This window comes from Ruminococcus sp. RTP21198st1_G1_RTP21198_201120 (genome assembly GCF_040924265.1).
Classification (GTDB): domain Bacteria; phylum Bacillota; class Clostridia; order Oscillospirales; family Ruminococcaceae; genus Hominimerdicola; species Hominimerdicola aceti.
This window is the reverse complement of record NZ_JBCOMH010000011.1, coordinates 22292-40482: the sequence shown is the minus strand read 5'-3', so window position 1 is coordinate 40482 and position 18191 is coordinate 22292. Positions and strand designations below refer to the sequence as shown.

Annotated in this window: 15 protein-coding genes; 13 read left to right on the top strand and 2 right to left on the bottom strand. The window is 42.2% G+C overall.

Features of this window, described 5'->3' with window-relative positions:
* Positions 1-21 precede the first annotated feature (21 nt).
* Together AB5627_RS08490 and AB5627_RS08485 are read right to left on the bottom strand one after the other, a co-directional pair.
* Complete coding sequence (locus tag AB5627_RS08490; protein WP_333634997.1) at positions 22-4599, bottom strand: NPXTG-anchored protein; 4578 nt, start codon at positions 4597-4599, stop codon at positions 22-24.
* Positions 4596-5315 carry a TetR/AcrR family transcriptional regulator gene (locus AB5627_RS08485; RefSeq protein WP_022288595.1) on the bottom strand — a complete coding sequence of 240 codons (720 nt, stop codon included), beginning with the start codon at positions 5313-5315 and terminating at the stop codon, positions 4596-4598. The genes AB5627_RS08490 and AB5627_RS08485 overlap by 4 nt, the downstream gene beginning before the upstream one ends.
* Before the next feature lie 241 nt (positions 5316-5556).
* Between AB5627_RS08485 and thrH the strand changes: the two genes are divergently transcribed.
* The 13 genes from thrH to AB5627_RS08420 all read left to right on the top strand — a co-directional run bounded on the left by thrH (position 5557) and on the right by AB5627_RS08420 (position 18190).
* Positions 5557-6159 (top strand): bifunctional phosphoserine phosphatase/homoserine phosphotransferase ThrH, encoded by a 603-nt coding sequence (gene thrH / locus AB5627_RS08480; protein WP_038673078.1) that lies wholly within the window; start codon positions 5557-5559, stop codon positions 6157-6159.
* Positions 6160-6530: 371 nt separating this feature from the next.
* On the top strand, positions 6531-6830 hold the full coding sequence (locus tag AB5627_RS08475) for a DUF2325 domain-containing protein (RefSeq protein ID WP_022288593.1): 300 nt from the start codon (positions 6531-6533) through the stop codon (positions 6828-6830).
* 43 nt (positions 6831-6873) lie between these two features.
* Complete coding sequence (locus tag AB5627_RS08470; RefSeq protein WP_022288592.1) at positions 6874-7446, top strand: DUF3793 family protein; 573 nt, start codon at positions 6874-6876, stop codon at positions 7444-7446.
* 12 nt (positions 7447-7458) lie between these two features.
* The gene (locus tag AB5627_RS08465; protein WP_022288591.1) at positions 7459-7866 is read left to right on the top strand and encodes a flavodoxin; all 408 of its coding nucleotides are present in this window, start codon (positions 7459-7461) and stop codon (positions 7864-7866) included.
* A 296-nt stretch (positions 7867-8162) separates the two neighbouring features.
* Complete coding sequence (locus tag AB5627_RS08460; protein WP_022288590.1) at positions 8163-8375, top strand: FeoA family protein; 213 nt, start codon at positions 8163-8165, stop codon at positions 8373-8375.
* A gap of 69 nt (positions 8376-8444) precedes the next feature.
* On the top strand, positions 8445-8666 hold the full coding sequence (locus tag AB5627_RS08455) for a ferrous iron transport protein A (protein WP_022288589.1): 222 nt from the start codon (positions 8445-8447) through the stop codon (positions 8664-8666).
* A 104-nt stretch (positions 8667-8770) separates the two neighbouring features.
* A complete protein-coding gene (locus AB5627_RS08450) occupies positions 8771-11260 on the top strand; it encodes a ferrous iron transporter B (protein WP_022288588.1) in 2490 nt (829 codons plus the stop codon).
* 51 nt (positions 11261-11311) lie between these two features.
* Positions 11312-11470 (top strand): FeoB-associated Cys-rich membrane protein, encoded by a 159-nt coding sequence (locus AB5627_RS08445; RefSeq protein ID WP_022288587.1) that lies wholly within the window; start codon positions 11312-11314, stop codon positions 11468-11470.
* A 34-nt stretch (positions 11471-11504) separates the two neighbouring features.
* The gene (locus tag AB5627_RS08440) at positions 11505-11882 is read left to right on the top strand and encodes a metal-dependent transcriptional regulator (RefSeq protein ID WP_022288586.1); all 378 of its coding nucleotides are present in this window, start codon (positions 11505-11507) and stop codon (positions 11880-11882) included.
* 177 nt (positions 11883-12059) lie between these two features.
* Positions 12060-12758: an ABC transporter ATP-binding protein gene (locus tag AB5627_RS08435; protein WP_368369795.1), complete on the top strand. Its 699-nt coding sequence runs from the start codon at positions 12060-12062 to the stop codon at positions 12756-12758.
* A gap of 11 nt (positions 12759-12769) precedes the next feature.
* The gene (locus AB5627_RS08430; protein WP_368369794.1) at positions 12770-15028 is read left to right on the top strand and encodes an ABC transporter permease; all 2259 of its coding nucleotides are present in this window, start codon (positions 12770-12772) and stop codon (positions 15026-15028) included.
* 296 nt (positions 15029-15324) lie between these two features.
* Positions 15325-16710, top strand: coding sequence for a Trk system potassium transporter TrkA (gene trkA, locus AB5627_RS08425; RefSeq protein WP_022288583.1), 1386 nt, complete (start codon positions 15325-15327; stop codon positions 16708-16710).
* A 10-nt stretch (positions 16711-16720) separates the two neighbouring features.
* A complete protein-coding gene (locus tag AB5627_RS08420) occupies positions 16721-18190 on the top strand; it encodes a TrkH family potassium uptake protein (protein WP_022288582.1) in 1470 nt (489 codons plus the stop codon).
* The last annotated feature ends 1 nt before the right edge of the window (position 18191 follow it).

The following is an 18191-nucleotide window of genomic DNA, read 5'->3' as shown; positions in this document are numbered from 1 at the left end:
TGTGTGCAGTTAAGAGATCAGTTATTTCTTGTGCTTTTTCTTTATTCCCATTGCCGCACCGCCGCTTATCAACAGCATTGCAAGCCAAAGGCTCATACCACTGCCGCTTCCGGTCTGTGGATTTTTCTGCTCGCTCTTAGGCTTATCAGCCGTGGAGCTGTCTGCCTTGGTTTCGCTTGAATCGTTTTTCGGCTTTTCTGCTGTAGAGCTGTCTGTCTTGCTCTCATTAGTATCGCCTTTCGTCTTATCTGGCTTTGAGTTATCTTTTTTGTCATCACTTGGAGTGTCTTTCAGCTTATCTGTAATAGTGTCTGCCTTTTGTATCTCCTTTGTGCCGTCCTTGTCATCGAAATACTTGCCGCATTCTTCGCAGTACCAATACTCGATATTTCCCTCTTTGTCACGTGTTGCGTCAACTTTATCTATATGTGTGAGCTTTCCATGATTGTTCGGGTCGATATCGCCGTATTCACTGCCGCAGATATCGCAGGTGGCTTTATTTGTGCAGGTCGCTTTGCCGCCGGAATGTGTACACTTGTATCCGCACTCTGTACATTCGCCTGCGTTCCATTCGTGGGGTTCTCTCTCGATAGTCACCTCGCCACAGCAATCATATTTTTTCTCGTGTTCTTTGCTGTCAAATTTCCAAACAGGTTTGCCTGTGTGATTTGTCGGGTCAAGGTCGCCGTATTCTTTATTACAGAATTTGCACTTTGCTTTTTCAGTACAAGTTGCAGTGCCGCCCACATGGCTTTCCAGCACGGTTACTTCTTTTTCACCTGTGATGACAAAACCGTCTTTGAGTTTTGCCGAAGCGTAAATCGTCATTGTTCCGCTCTCAAGATCTGACGCACTTACCTTTGCGGTGTAAAGATCGTCTTTTTCGGTAAACGCCAATTCCGTACCGTCGCCTGCAAATCTGAAGCCTGCTGTCACGTCAGTACAGCCCTCAGGCAGAGCAAATGTAAATTCATAATCACCTAAAGGACAGGTCTCGTCAGTTCCGTTTATGGATATCTTCAAAATAGTTGATTTTTTCGTTTCATATCCGCAAATTGTACATTCCTGCCAATATTCGCCGTCTTCCGTATTCCACTTGTAGGCGTGAAATTCCTTTTGGCTGTCAGTTCCGCACTCACTGCACTGCTTCCAATGTCCGTTTTCATCGGATATATAATCGCCGAAGCTGTGTTCGATAGGCTCGCCCTCAGTAGCCTGACAGCGTTTGCAGGTCTTTGGAGCTGTGCAGGTCGCTTCTTTCCAATCATGTCCCAATGGGTTTATAGGCTCATCTTTGTACTGTGAACATTTGGAACAATTAAACCTCTTCACACCCTTATCGATGCAAGTCGGCTCGGAGATTATCGTTCCCTCGTCAAATATATGTCCGTCTACTGCGCAGTTTCTTATTACTGTAAGCGTTGCTTTTTCCGATACCCAAGTACCCACATAGTCCGCATTTTCAGCGTTCTTGACCGTACATCTGTACATATATCCGTTAAAGCTTATGTTCGTTGCACAGGTGGTGAATGTAGTCGACCATTTTTCCTTGCCGTCCACGACTTTTGAATCAAGAGAGAACGTTCCGTCAGCTTCGGTAACGTCTGCAAAAGTCTTTCCATCGTCCTTGCTCACCTGCCACATCACCTCAGCTCCGTAAGGATTTCCCTGAACGATAGGAAGTGTGAACGTAGCCTTTTCTCCGCTGTTTATGGTCTTATTGCCGAGTGAGGCTGTAAACTCAGGAGAATAATATATTGTAAGCTTTGCCGCATTTGAAACTACAGAGCCGTATTCATTTGATACAACACAGCGCACAAGCTTTCCGTTGTTTTCTTTTCGCACTTTTAATGAATGTGAATTGTCGTTGGTATGTGGGATATCAACGAAAGTTTCTCCATTATCGCTGCTTTCCTGCCACTGATATTGGAGCGGTTCACTGCCTGTTGCTTCTACATTGAAGAAATAGTAACGTTCAATTACGATAGTTATTTCTCCGGGCTTAACAGGTTTAGGCTGGCTAGGAGCGTTTGTTGCACCGCTTTGCGGGTGTTTTACTATGACCGGTGCTTTTTCGGAGAAGTTTATCGTAACAGGGCCGAAAACGGTCGGCTCAGTTTTTTGTCCGTCGCCTGTTGATACCCATGTTTTGCATCTTATCTGCCAGCCGTTCATTTGGCTTTCTATAGTAGGCTCGTAAACAGAAGAAGTTTCTCCGTCAATGGCGGTGAAAGTCTTTCCGCCGTCCTTGCTCACTTCCCATAGATATTTGAGCCTTACTGCGCCATTTGGCGTATTGTTTGTGACCTCGAATTTTGCCTTTTTATCCAAGTGGAATTTGTCAGGAGCAGTAAATACCGGTTCGTCAATGAAGATATATGCGTCATAGGTATATGAATGATTGAGCTTGGAATCCCAGCCTAAATAATATACATCTGCCTGATAATGCGTACCATTGTCACTGTTGCCCATACGCCCCACATACATGCTTGTGCCATGGGCATTTATTTTTGTGCGCTTGTCGTTTTCAACACTGTACCATTCTACTCGGATATCACTGTCTTGCAGTGAGGACGGCTCGTTTTCCATTGTTTTCAGCGTAACGACGTCGTTCTTTTTCACAACAAAGTATTTTAATGTTATAGGATCAAAAGGTATCCTATGCTCTAAGATATTCGTTCCATAACGCAGATTAAAATAGGTGTTCTCATCTTCAAGAGTGCCGTCAGCTTTTATTTTAAAAGCATTCACGCCATAAATGGAATCCTGTGACTTGAGCCAGAGATGAAGCTTGTTTCCGTCATGGAATATTTCTGAGCGGTTATAGCCATAAAAATCGTCATATGGCGGCTGACGTGTGTTAGCACTGCCTATAAACTCATTGCCATCTGCACCCCTTGCAACATAGGTGTACTTGTGTACCGAGTTTCCTTTTGCGTCCACAGCCTTGCCGTTGTCATTGAAGTCAGCGCTTCCGCCTGATATCTGCAAGATTACGTTGTCACCAAGCGTTCCAGAGTAGTTTCCGCTATCAATGATGACCTTGCCCTCTCCTACAATGTTAAGTCCTCGCACGATCGCACTGTTTGTAAATTCTATCGTGCCGCCTTTCAGCTCGATAGGATAAGTGAAATTATATGTTTTATCAGGGGAGGTCTTTAATTTTAAAGTTGCGCCGTCATAGACAATGATCTTCGGAAGCTCAAAACCGCTTTTGATATCTATGTTCATTTTGATATCGCCTGAAAGTATGTTTACATCAAATGGAACGTTGGTGTCCAGATCGATTTCATATATATCTTTTAGATCTATTCCGCTTGCTAAATAAAATGTTTCATAATCATGCATATCCTTGAAATATGACATTTTACCACGGCCATTATCATCTTTTATATAGATGTCATCCATGTTTTCTGTATAATATTCTGTATACCCTCCGAAGCCATACTGCGCAAACTTCTTGAAGTCAGCGGGACAAGTATCGCTTTCATAGAGTTTCAGCCGTCCCGAAACTGTTATTTCGTTGCCGCCTGATTTACGGAAACCACGATTGACGCTTTCATAATCCACATACTCTGTTCCGGCACGGACACGTCCTTTTCCTAAAAATTTTATGGCGTAATGGTGAACTTGTACGCCATATTCCATGAATCCCGGCGTGGACGGATTAATGTTTCTGCCTTCTACTGTGGCGTTGTTCTTTATTACGATACCGCCTGCTTCAAGGCCTGAGGTGTATTCTGAATCATACTCTTGTGGTTTGTATATCTCTTTAAAGACGTTACCTTCGACCTTACTGCCGTCAACTGTCAAAATTCCATATACCATTATTCCTGCAATAGTTGAACCTGCATTGTTGAAATATCCGCCTGAAGTGAGATTTTTTGGTCTGTAGTGTGTGTAATTGGTGCACTCTCCCTTAACAGGTCTGTATGTAGCACGACCCTCTACGGTGGTATTAGTGCCGTTTACATAAAGCGACCCCTCGACATAAATGCCGTTCATGCCCACAGTTGGTCCGTTTGCGCAAGCCCAAACAGTACTGTAGTCATTAACTATCATATTATACTTTACGATAATGCAAGCGCCGAAGCTTTCGCACGATACATTAGTAGCATTTTGTTCAGTTCCGTCGCCGATAGTAAGATTTGAGCAGTATATTGCTGCGTCATGTGTTACTGCTGAAAACGTTCCGCTGCCAATGATAGTGATATTACTGTCAGGAGCATAAATTCCGCTGTAGCTCTCATTGTATTTGGTTGCGGCTTGGCTTGAAAATGGGCTGTCACCAAGATCAATGCTGCCGACAAGCTTTATGTTCAGATCTTGTTCGCCTTCAACGTATATAAGACCAAATCGGCTGGGCCTTTCGCTGTTGCCGTTTATACGTTTGCCTATAGTCGCCATGTTGTAGCCAAGAAGCGTCAGAGTCTTGCTTTGTATATCGTATTTCCAGCCCTGTTTGCTCCATGTTTTATCAGACGTTACCTGTTCGTCGCCTATCCATATGCCATATTCTGTGACCGCAAATGCGTTCAATGGTGTAATGGACATTACCATACATAGAGTAAGTATGATGCTCAATAACCGTTTTTTCATATTGTTTCCCCCTCTTCATCATCTTTTGGAAGTTTAAAATCGAATGTCATTTCCAACATTGCAAACAGCTTATACATGACCTCAGTGGCGATAGCTCTAATATCAAGCGACCCGATGAATGCAATCACTTTTGCCTGTTCTTCCTCCGGTACTTTATAAACCCGCATTGCCGCCGTCAGAAAACGTCTAAGCTTGTGGTCAAGAGGAAAATGGATATCGCATTTTCTTGCCATATAGTTGCGCATTATTCCTGATGTTCCGATTTCCATTTCATAGAAATCGCTTTCGGTATAGCCCGGAAAATTCGAGCCGAATATCTGTTTCAGTTCCGCCGTAGTGTGGACATAGATATACTCAGCCGTTTCAGGCATAGTATAAGCTTCAATGTAGATCTCTCGGAGATTTTCATTCAGCTCAGTGAGGGTTATCTGTATGGCAGTTTCCACCGCATATGTGTATATCGGCGACATATTATCACCAACAATGTTCTTTGCCACTCCAAATTGTCCGCTGAACATCGTGCCCACAAGTTCCATTAGAATAGCGTCTTTTGTGGAGAATAAGTTCTGAAAGCTTCCTCTTGCAACGCCAGCTTTTTTCACTATCTGCGAAATAGTTGTCTGTTTATACCCCTGTTCCAGAAAAAGTTGGACGCATACAGTGAGTATCTTTTTTTTCGTTTCGATACCGTCTTTTCTTGTAGAAATATGTATCACCTCTTTTCATTATTTATTAATAATGATTTATAAATTAGTATGTGTATTAGTTATAACATATATAACACAAATTGTCAAGTATCAGAAAGGGGTAACAGCGAAATTTTACAATGGGCAACGATTTTTTGTATTATTTTTGCCTTAATGATTTAAAGCAAAACTCTTGTATTATTATAAAAAGTATGGTATAATCAAATTACGAATTTTTTTGTATATTTCTAAGGAGGAAATAATTATGAGTATGTATATCACTTGTCTTGACCTTGAGGGAGTTCTCGTTCCTGAGATATGGATAGCTTTTGCTGAGGCTACAGGTATCCCTGAGCTTAAAAGAACAACAAGAGATGAGCCTGACTATGACAAGCTTATGAAATACCGTATCAACATTCTTAAGGAGCATGGTCTTGGTCTTAAGGAAATTCAGGATACTATCGCAACTATCGACCCAATGCCAGGCGCAAAGGAGTTCCTTGACGAGCTGAGAAGCTTCACACAGGTAATAATCATCAGCGATACTTTCTCACAGTTTGCAGGTCCTCTTATGAAGAAGCTTGGTTATCCTACTATCTTCTGCAACACTCTTGAAGTTGCTGACAACGGCGAGATAACAGGCTTCAAGATGAGATGTGAAAAGTCAAAGCTCACAACTGTAAAGGCTCTTCAGTCTATCGGCTTTGAAACTATCGCAAGCGGTGACAGCCACAATGACCTTGGCATGATTCAGGCGAGCAAGGCAGGCTTCCTTTTCAGAAGCACAGACAGCATAAAGGCTGAATATCCTGAGCTTCCTGCTTATGAAACATATGATGAGCTTATGGCTGCAATAAAGGCTGCTATGGACTAATAGTCTTTAATAAAGAAAAAACATAGATGAAAAAGGTAATATCACTTATAATGGCAGCGGCTTTGTCACTGTCTGCGAGGCATTCATGAAACAATTCGCAGAGCTTTTAGGCAAATAATATTTGTTTTTATACGGCGTTGTGTCTTTTGACACTTCGCCGTATTTTTTTGCAAAACAATACCAAACATAATCTGCGATATGTAACGCATATTATATATAGTATCTTCGCTTTTGCCGTGAATATTTTATCATATGAAAAGTTTATACTTCTGACATAAGTTTCCCTTGACAAACGGGGTTAGTTTATGCTAATATGAATGTGGTTAGTAAATACTAACCTAAATTAATGAAAAGGAGGAGTTAAGAAAAGTATGAGCGTTATAATAGTAGGCGGAAATGACCGTATGGCAACACGCTATAAGGATATCTGCAAATCATATGATTGCAAGGCTAAGGTGTTCATCAAATATCCTACAGGTTTTGATAAGAAGATAGGCAGTCCTGATCTGGCAGTGGTGTTTACTGATACAGTGTCACATAAAATGCTCAATGGTCTTAACCAAAGAGCAAGCAAACTTGATTTTCCCGTGGCTATATGCCATTCATCAAGCTGTTCGGCTTTGAAGAACGTGCTTGAAAAATATTGTACTAAAGGCGTTGTAAACGCATAGATCTATATGTATAGGTTAGGAATTTCTAACCAAAGGAGGGACTATGTCACAGTCTGAGCTGAGAAATTTTGAAAGAAGCATGGCTTATCATCTTGCCCCTGCAATGCTTGGAATAAAGCCTGCCTGTCTTATGTCAATGGAAAAGAACAAGGACGGGCTTGAAGAGAATGTCGAGCTTTTTAACAGCAGGGCATATACAAAGGGCATGAAGCTAACAGTGCTTTGCGAGTGCAAAAGCAGAAAGCTGCTTTTTCTCTATAACGAAAAGCTTTTATCTGACAGACTTGCAGACAACAGAGTAAGAAAGCTTCTTGAAAGCTTTGGCTATGACAGCCGTATGACCCTTGAACAGCAGATTGAAAGGCTGTCTGGAAGAATATCCGCAAGTGAGGATTTTCCTCATGAGATAGGTCTGTTTCTAGGCTATCCTGTAGATGATGTGACAGGGTTCATTCAGAACAAGGGAAGAAACTATCTTCTTTGCGGATATTGGAAAGTCTACTCTGACGAAAACAGAGCAAGACGTATTTTCAGCAATTATGACAAGTGCAGAAATTATCTGTGTAATAAACTTGCTCAGGGCGAAAGCATTTACCAAGCCCTGAAAATTTCTTAGGAGGTAATCATAATGAAAACAGCAGTAATTTATTGGAGCGGTACAGGCAACACAGAGGTTATGGCAAAGGCAGTTGCAGAGGGTGCAGGCGCAGAGTGCTTCGCAGTTTCTGAGTTTAGCGGCAATGTTGAGGATTATGACGCAATAGCTCTTGGATGCCCTGCAATGGGTGCAGAGGAGCTTGAGGACAGCGAGTTCGAGCCATTTTTCGCAGGTATCGAGGGCAAGCTCTCAGGCAAGAAGATAGCACTCTTCGGCTCGTACGGCTGGGGTGACGGCGAGTGGATGCGTCAGTGGCAGGATAGAGTTACGGGCGACGGTGCAACACTTGTAAATGGCGAGGGACTTATTGTAAACGAAACTCCTGACGACGATGCTCTCGCAAGCTGCAAGGCTTTGGGCGAGGCTCTTGCTAAGTAAGCATATATCTCTAATGTAATAATGTAAACTGCAAACGCAGGCGGAAAATGGCAGTTTTGCTTTTCTGTCTGCGTTTGTGCAGTGATTAAGTTATTGAAAACTAACTAAAGTTATACCTAACTAACTCATGATTTTGTGCAAGCTTACAAAATTGAAAAAACGGCACATTTAGTCTTGACAAATTCGGTTAGCCATGCTAAACTATATTACGGGTTAGAAAATGCTAACCTTTTTAATAAGCCTAAAAGTTAGACAAATCTAACTTTTGATACTGACAAAAGAACAGGAGGGTCTGAATGATGCCGCTGACATTTGCAAACGTAGGGGAAGAAAACATGATAAAGAAAGTAGGCGGAAAACCTGAAACAAGAAAGTTTCTTGAAAATCTGGGTTTTGTCGCAGGTGGAACGGTAACGGTAGTAAGCACTATCGGAGGAAACGTTATCGTTAAGGTCAAAGAATCAAGAGTAGCTGTTTCAAAGGAAATGGCTGCGAAGATAATGGTATAGGAAACATTTGGCGGTCAAGCCATGATAAATATGTTTGAAGATATTTTGTATAGTTAGGAGGATCAGGTTATGGCAACATTGAAAGAAGCTAAGATCGGTTCAACAGTTACCGTGAAGAAGCTCAACGGCACTGGTGCTGTAAAGAGAAGAATCATGGATATGGGCATCACAAAGGGTGTTGAAGTCCATGTAAGAAAGGTTGCGCCTTTGGGTGACCCTATTGAAGTAACGGTCAGAGGCTATGAGCTTTCGCTCAGAAAGGCTGACGCTGAGATGATCGAAACGGTCTGATACATAGTTCAGGCAAACAGCAAAAAATTTCATCGGCAGAGCTGATGTGTACTTAGAAGATGAGGATATATCAGAGTGCCGAAATTCTGAAAGGATCAAATTGTATGGAGATCAAAATTGCTCTCGCAGGTAACCCTAACTGCGGTAAAACAACTCTTTTCAACGCTCTTACAGGTTCAAACCAGTTCGTAGGTAACTGGCCGGGCGTAACAGTTGAAAAGAAAGAGGGTAAGCTCAAGGGTCATAAGGACGTAGTTATCATGGACCTTCCTGGTATCTACTCACTTTCACCTTACACACTTGAGGAAGTAGTTGCAAGAAACTATCTTATAAGCGAGCGTCCTGACGCTATCCTCAATATCATCGACGGTACAAACCTCGAAAGAAACCTTTATCTTACAACACAGCTTGTTGAGCTTGGTATCCCTGTTGTTGTTGCTATCAACATGATGGACGTTGTTAAAAAGAATGGCGATAAGATAAATACAGATCAGCTTGCTAAGGAGCTTGGCTGTCAGGTTTGCGAGATATCCGCACTTAAAGGCACCGGTATCAAGGAAGCTGCTGAGCTTGCAGTAAAGGCTGCTGAGTCAAAAGTTCCAATGGTACCTCAGCATTCATTCAACGGTGTTGTTGAACACGCTATCGCTCATATTGAGGAAGCATTCCTCAATGATGTTGCTGAAGAACAGCAGAGATGGTACGCTATAAAGATATTCGAGAGAGATGAGAAGGTCATCGAACAGCTCGGTATGTCTGAGCAGGTAAAGACCCATATCGAAAAGGATATCTGCGCTGCTGAAAAAGAAATGGACGACGACTCAGAGAGTATCATCACAAACGAGAGATACATTTACATAGCTTCAATAATCAAGGATTGCTATAAAAAGAAAAATCAGGGTGGTCTTACAACATCAGATAAGATCGATAAGATCGTAACGAACCGTTGGCTCGGTCTTCCTATCTTTGCAGTGGTCATGTTCCTTGTTTACTATATCTCAATGGTAACAGTAGGTTCAGCCGCAACTGACTGGGCAAACGACGGACTCTTCGGCGACGGCTGGCACCTGTTCGGTATCGGTTCTTCTGACGCTGAGGACGCTGCTGACGAATATGGCAGCTCGCTTGACATAATCAACGCATTTATCGAGCAGCAGGGCGGCGAGGCTATCGACAACGAAGCTGATGACTTTGACGTTGACGCTGCTAAGGCAACAGCAGACAACCTGCTTGCTACAGTAGATAAGTCCGCAACTGCTGATTATACAGTAGAGGACGAGGAAACACTTGAAGAAACAACAAAAACAGCTAAGTATGCTGATCTGAAAGCTGCAGTTGCAGCCGCTGAGAAATACAGCTTCGCTGATCCAGACCCAGCGGATTACGGCGTATGGGTACCAGGTATCCCTGTACTTATCGAAAGCGGTCTTGACGCAGTAAACTGCGCAGATTGGCTCAAGGGTCTTATCCTTGACGGTATCGTTGCCGGTGTTGGTGCGGTTCTTGGATTTGTACCACAGATGCTCGTACTCTTCATTCTCCTTGCTATCCTTGAGGCTTGCGGTTACATGGCTCGTATCGCATTCGTAATGGACAGGATCTTCAGAAAGTTCGGTCTTTCAGGAAAGTCATTTATTCCGATCCTTATTGGTACAGGTTGCGGTATCCCTGGTATCATGGCTTCAAGAACTATCGAGAACGAGCGTGACAGACGTATGACTGTCATGACAACAACATTTATTCCTTGCGGTGCTAAGACACCATTTATCGCAATGATCGCAGGTGCTATCTTCGGTGGCTCTGCTTGGGTAGCAACAGGCGCATACTTCATCGGTATTGCAGCTATCATTATTTCAGGTATCATGCTGAAAAAGACAAAGATGTTCGCAGGAGACCCTGCACCATTCGTTATGGAGCTTCCTGCTTACCATATCCCTACGGTAGGCAACGTACTCAGATCAATGTGGGAGCGTGGCTGGTCATTCATCAAGAAGGCTGGTACTATCATCACACTTTCAACTATCTTCGTATGGTTCACTTCATACTTCGGTTGGGTAGACGGTTCATTCGGTATGCTCACAGAAGATCAGATGGAATACAGTATCCTGGCTCACATTGGTAAGGCTATCTGCTGGATCTTCGCACCTCTTGGCTGGGGCAACTGGCAGGCAACTGTTGCTGCTGTTACAGGTCTTGTTGCTAAGGAGAACATCGTTGGTACAATGGGTATCCTTTACGGCGGCGGAGATGGTTCAGTTTACTCTGCTATCGGTGCTGCATTCACTGGCATCACAGGTATGTCATTCCTTATCTTCAACCTCCTCTGCGCACCTTGTTTCGCAGCAATGGGAGCTATCAAGCGTGAGATGAACAGCAGAAAGTGGTTCTGGTTCGCTATTGGCTACGAGTGTGGTTTTGCTTATGTTATCGCACTTATCGTAAATCAGCTTGGCAACCTCTTCACTGGTAATGTGAATGTTATCGGTCTTATCTTTGCAATAGCTCTTATCGCTCTTATCATCTATATGCTCGTTAGACCTTATAAGGAAAGCACAAAGCTTGAAAAGGACGTTAAGGTAGGCGCAAACGCATAATAAAAAGCAAATATCATCACTGATCTTGCATAAACAGTTGGGAGGATAATTATGGACACAGTAGGCGGTACGATTCTGGTTGCAGTGATTCTTGCTGCTATCGTGGCAGCTATAATTTACAAGCTCGTAAAGGATAAGAAGCAGGGCAAAAGCTCTTGCGGTGGCAGCTGCGGCTGTTGTCCAAATTCTTCTCGCTGTCACAGATCATGATAAAACAGTAATAAACTTCGGGGAGGTCATCTGAATGCTGACTAAATCACAGAAAAGGTATTTATTTGCCATATACAGACTGGGTCAGAACGGCAGACCTGTCAAGTCCACAGAGGTAGCTTCTGTTCTGGGCGTGACAAAGGCAAGCACCGTCAAGATGACTCAGAAGCTTATAGACGAGGGCTATATAATCAAAGAGCCTTACCGTGAGATCACACTGACATCTGAGGGCATAAAGGCAGCCAATGAGCTTTATACTCCAAGTGTGATACTTCAGGATTTTCTTGAAAACCGTGTGGGCGTTGAGAGAAAAAATGCCGAGAATGACTCGGTGGCTATTGTTTCTCAAATATCTGATGACGCTCTCGACAAGCTTGTAAGCTTTGCTTTGCAAAGCACGACAAACGGCTAAATTAGTAATATTTATATCGTTAGATCCCGCCTTTTTTGGCGGGATTTATCAGATATATCAGTTAGTTGCAATTAACCACAATGCGAAGTAAGTTATGGCATACAAATATGTATAATATGACGTTTAAAAACGGCAAAGATACATTATTAAAATAAATAGTTAGAAAGGGGAATGAATGTGTTTCTTGAAATAAAGAACATAAAAAAGCATTTTGGCGAGGGCGAGAGCAGGGTTGAAGTGCTTAAGGGCATTGATATCGAAATAGAAAAAGGAGAGTTTTGCGTGCTTCTCGGACCGTCAGGCTCAGGTAAATCAACACTTCTGAACATTATAGGAGGAATTGACGCCGCTGACGAGGGGTATATCTCAATAAATGGTGAAAAAACAGCCGACATGAACGAAAAGGCATTGACCCTTTACAGAAGAAAGCACTTGGGTTATATCTTCCAGATGTACAACCTTATACCTAACCTGAATATCAAGGAGAATATCGAGGTAGGCGCATATCTTAGCGACAACCCTCTTGACGTTGACGACCTGCTTAAAACCCTTGGGCTTTACGAGCATTGTCACAAGCTTCCTAATCAGCTTTCGGGAGGTCAGCAGCAGAGAACTGCTATTGGCAGAGCCATCGTCAAGAACCCTGATATCCTGCTCTGCGACGAGCCTACAGGTGCGCTTGACTACAATACCTCCAAGGAGATATTGAAGCTTATAGAGGACGTAAACAAGAAGTATGGCAACACTATCATAATGGTAACGCATAACGACGCTATCAAGCAAATGGCTGACAGAGTTGTAAAGCTTAGAGATGGTATGATAAGAAAGAATTACCTTAATGAAACTAAGCTCACAGCCGCAGAGCTTGATTGGTAAGGAGGGTCAGCATGAAAAACCCTCTTATCAAACGTTTGCCCAGAGAGCTTAAGGGCGAAATAGGAAAATACATCGTTCTATTTTTGTTCATCACAATGATGATAGGCATAGTATCAGGCTTTCTTGTTGCGGCAGGCAGTATGTCTGTTGCTTATGACGAAAGCTTTGAGAAATACAATATCGAAAGCGGAAATTTTGAACTTCTTCAAAAAGCCGATGATGATGCTATCAAGAAGATAGAGGACGGTGAGGAGAAGATAAAGGTATACGAAAATTTTTATCTTGACAAAGAAACAAAAGAAGTTGACAGCACAATCAGGCTTTTCAAAAATCGTAAGGATATCGACAAGATATGTATAATGGACGGTGAGCTTCCTTCTGCTGATGACGAGATCGCTATTGACAGAATGTATGCTGACAATAATAAACTTAAAGTCGGCGACAGCCTGACGGTCGGCGGCAAGAAGCTTAAGATAACAGGTCTTGTTGCACTTTCAGATTACAGCGCACTGTATTCTAATCCGTCTGATATGATGTTTGACGCTTTGAAGTTCGGTGTAGCTATCGTTACCGATACGCTTTTTGACGATTATGGTGAGGCTGATCTTCATTACAGCTACTCATGGAAATATGATAAAACCCCGGCAGACGACGAGGAAGCTCAGGATATGGCTGAGAAGGTCATGAAGCATATAAATGGAATCTCAATGCTCACTCAGTTTATTCCGGAATACTCAAATCAGGCGATACATTTTACAGGCGACGATATCGAGGGCGATAACACCATGATAACAGTTTTTCTTTATCTTGTTATGGTCATAATCGCATTTGTTTTTGCTATAACAACGGGAAACACTATTGCAAAAGAAGCAAACGTTATAGGTACGCTCAGAGCCTCAGGCTACACAAAGGGCGAGCTTGTTAGACATTATCTTGCAACGCCTATGATAGTCGTGCTTGTATCTGCCATTGTAGGCAACATACTTGGTTACACCTGCTTTAAGGAATTTGCAGTCAAAGCGTACTATGGAAGCTACAGTCTGCCAACATACAAAACGATCTGGAACGCAGATGCGTTTATAAAGACGACAGTAGTTCCTCTTATAATACTTTTCGTAATAAACCTTGTAATGCTTGTAAATAAATTAAGTCTTTCACCGCTTAAATTCTTAAGGCGTGATCTTAAAAAGCGTCAGAAGAAAAAGGCTTTTAAGCTCAACACAAGGATAGGCATATTAAAGCGTTTCAGACTTAGGGTCATCTTCCAAAACATTCCTAACTATATTACAGTGTTTGTTGGCATTCTTTTTGCCAATGTTATCATCTTCTTTGGCCTTGGCATGAAGCCTATGCTTCTTCATTATCAGGATATAATAGAAGATAATATGATAAGCAAATATCAGTATGTGCTGAAAATGCCTGCTGAAACTAAAACAGAGGGTGTAGAGAAATATTGTTCAGGCTCTCTTAAAACTGTCGATGACAAGCTCAAAGAGGAAACGGCAACAATTTACGGAGTTAAAGAAAACAGCAAGTTCGTTCATGCAGATATAAAAGACGGCGGAGCGTTTATCTCTGATGGTTATGCTCAGAAGTATAACATAGAGGTCGGTGATGAAGTGACGCTGAAAGAGTCTTACGGAGATAAAAAATACAATTTTAAGGTAGAGGGTATCTATGACGATCCTGCAACTATAGCAGTTTATCTGACAGACAGCGACTTCATAAAGACCTTTGAACTTGAGGACGGGTATTTTAATGGTTATTTCTCCAATACAAAGATAAAGGATATAGACGATCTGTATATTGCGACAACTATAACTAAAGACGACCTGACAAAAACATCACGACAGCTCATACTGTCTATGGGTTCTATGATAAGTATGTTTGCGACAGCGGGTGTTATAATGTTCATGCTAATTGTTTATCTTCTTTCAAAGGTCATAATAGAAAAGAACAGCCAGTCTATTTCTATGACAAAGATACTGGGTTACAACAACAGGGAAATAAACAGCCTTTATATAACGACTACGACCATAGTCGTTATAGCCTCAATGCTGCTGACTGTTCCTATAGTAAATGTCACTTTGAAGTATATATTCAAAGTTGCTTTCGCTCAGTATTCAGGCTGGATGCCATATTATGTGCCAGCAAAAATATTTGTTGAAGTGCCGTTGCTCGGTATCGTTTCATATGCGGTGATAGCATTTATCCTTACAAGACGTGTAAAGAAAGTACCTCTTGATGAGGCACTCAAAAATGTAGAGTAATTCTTCCAAATCATTCTTTCTTAATTGAGCTGTGCTGTCGGTATGTATCGGCGGCACAGTTTTTTTGTGCTTTTTTTATAACTTTTTTTAAAATCGCTAATTTGGAAAAATGAGTTAGGCAATCGTCGTAAATTTTATTAATATCTTTACTATACTTTAACATATTATTAACAGCATAGTGATACATTATATGATATGGAATTATACGCTTTTGATGATCAGGCTCTGCTTAATGAAGAGAAGAAGTGCAGAGAACTGCTGTGAATGGCAGTATGTCATTCGGTTGGAGGAAAAATATGAGTAAACAAAAGAAGCCTGCAGGCGGTTTGAATATTATCATTGTGGGCTGCGGAAAAGTAGGCACGACCCTTGTTGAACAGCTTGTGAAAGAGGGCCACGATATCACGATAGTCGACAAGAATGCAAAGAAGATACAGGAACTCAGTAGCCTTTATGACATTATGGGCATCGTAGGAAACGGCGCAAGCTTTAGCGTTCAGCAGGATGCCGGCATAGAGAACGCCGACCTTATAATTGCTGTCACAGAGTCTGATGAGCTTAACCTGCTTTGTTGTACACTTGCCAAGAGAGTAGCAAAGTGTTCAGCTATAGCAAGAGTAAGAACACCTGATTACAGCAAGGAGATAGTCTATCTAAGAGAGAAGCTTGGTCTTGCAATGGTCATAAATCCTGAGCTTGAGGCTTCAAGAGAAGCGTCAAGAATACTTTGTCTGCCAACAGCTCTTGAGGTAAACACCTTTGCGAATGGTCAGGCTGAGCTTATAAAGTATAAGATACCTGAGGGCAATCCTCTTGTGGGCACTACGATCGCTGAGCTTAGCCGTAAAACGGCAACAAGCCTGCTTATATGTGTTGTTGAGAGAGAAGGGGAAATATATATTCCATCTGGCGATTTCACAATGAAAAAGAATGATGTTATCTCATTTTGCACCCAAAGAAATTTTTCAAGAACGTTCTTTGAGGATATCAGTGTGAAGACAAATCAGGTGAAGAACACAATGATAATAGGCGGTGGCAAGGCGGCTTATTATCTTGCAAAACGTCTTATTGGCATGGGGATCAACGTCAAGATAATCGAGAATGACAGACAGCGCTGTGAGGATCTCAGCGTGCTTTTGCCAAAGGCGATAATAATAAACGGTGATGGCACTGACGAGGAACTTCTGAAGGAAGAGGGCATAGAGTATGCAGAGTCATTTGTGGCTCTCACGGGAATAGACGAAGAAAATATCTTGCTCACTCTTCATGCCAGACAGGTGTCAAATGCTAAGACTATCACAAAGATAAACAGGATAAACTTCAAGGACGTTATAAGCAGACTGGACCTTGGAAGCGTAGTATATCCAAGATATATCACCTCTGAGGCGATAATAGCCTACGTCCGTGCGAAGAACGAATCGGGAGATAGCAATATCGAAACGCTGTATCATTTGTTCGATCATAGAGTAGAAGCTATCGAGTTCAAGGTGGATCAGGAGTCAGAGGTCACAGGTACACCGCTTCAGGCTCTTGATTTAAAAAGACATTTGCTTGTGGCGTTCATAAACCGAAACGGCAAGATCATTATCCCGAGCGGTCAGGATACTATAGAGAGGGGCGACACTGTAATGGTCGTCACTACTCATACGGGATTTAACGATATCACTGATATTCTGAAATAGCGGAGGAAATATGAACAGCTCGATCATTCGATATATTTTAGGAAACGTTATGCGAATGGAAGCCTGCTTTTTGCTGCTGCCTTGTATAGTGTCGCTGGTTTACGGGGAAGGCGTGGGACTTTATTATCTTGGAACAGCCATTGTGTGCCTTGCTTTTGGCGTGGTAATGGCTTGGAAAAAGCCTAAAAACTATGTGTTTTATCTCAAAGAGGGTTGTATAGCAACATCTTTGAGCTGGATAGTTATGAGCCTTGTTGGGTGTATGCCTTTTTGGATAAGCGGAGAGATACCAAGCTTCACGGATGCTATGTTTGAAACAGTTTCCGGCTTTACAACAACTGGTGCTTCGATCCTTACCAATGTTGAGGCGCTTTCTCATACTGCACTTTTTTGGCGAAGTTTCACGCACTGGATAGGCGGTATGGGAGTTTTAGTTTTCCTGCTTGCTATCATACCGCTGAGCGGTGGCTCAAATATAAATCTTATGAGGGCGGAAAGCCCTGGACCATCAGTGGGCAAGCTTGTTCCAAAGATGAAATATACCGCAAGGATACTTTATATAATCTATTTTGGCATGACCATATTGGAATTTATTTTCCTTATTATTGGCAAAATGCCTGTGTTTGACAGCATTTGTACAGCCGTTGGAACGGCAGGCACGGGTGGTTTTGGAGTCAAGAACGACAGCTTAGGAAGCTATTCGCCATATTTGCAGTGGGTGGTTGCCATTTTCATGATACTGTTTGGCGTGAATTTTAACGCATACTATTATATTATATACAGGCACTTTAAAAAGGCATTCAAAATGGAGGAAGTACGGTGCTATTTTGCTATAATCCTCATTGCCACAGCTATAATATTCGCAAATATCCTCGACCGCTGTGTTAGCATTTTTGACGCACTCACAAAATCAGTATTTCAGGTGGCGTCGCTCATTACAAGTACGGGCTTTTCAAGCACTGACTTTAATCTGTGGCCTCAGATATGCCGGACGGTGCTTGTACTTATAATGTTCATAGGAGCTTGCGCAGGCAGTACGGGCGGAGGTATAAAGGTATCAAGAGTGATCGTGCTTTTCAAGACAATGATAAAGGAGCTTCACTCATATATACACCCAAAGAGCATACGCAAGGTAAACCTTGACGGCAAACCGGTTGAGCATGAGATAGTACGTTCTATAAATGTTTATATCGTAACATTCGTGATAATTTTTGCTTCATCAGTTTTTATGGTGGCATTTGATGGTAAAGATCTTGTAACAAACTTTACTGCTGTGCTGACAACCATCAATAACATGGGACCTGGTCTTGCGGAGGTAGGTCCAGCAGGCAACTTTTCAAACTTCTCTGTTTTTTCAAAGTTCGTTTTCATGTTCGATATGCTTGCAGGCAGATTGGAGCTTTTCCCTCTGCTGATACTTTTCCACCCCTCTGCATGGAAAGATCTTATTTCTAAAAGGGCGGAAGCAAGAAAATTCTGAT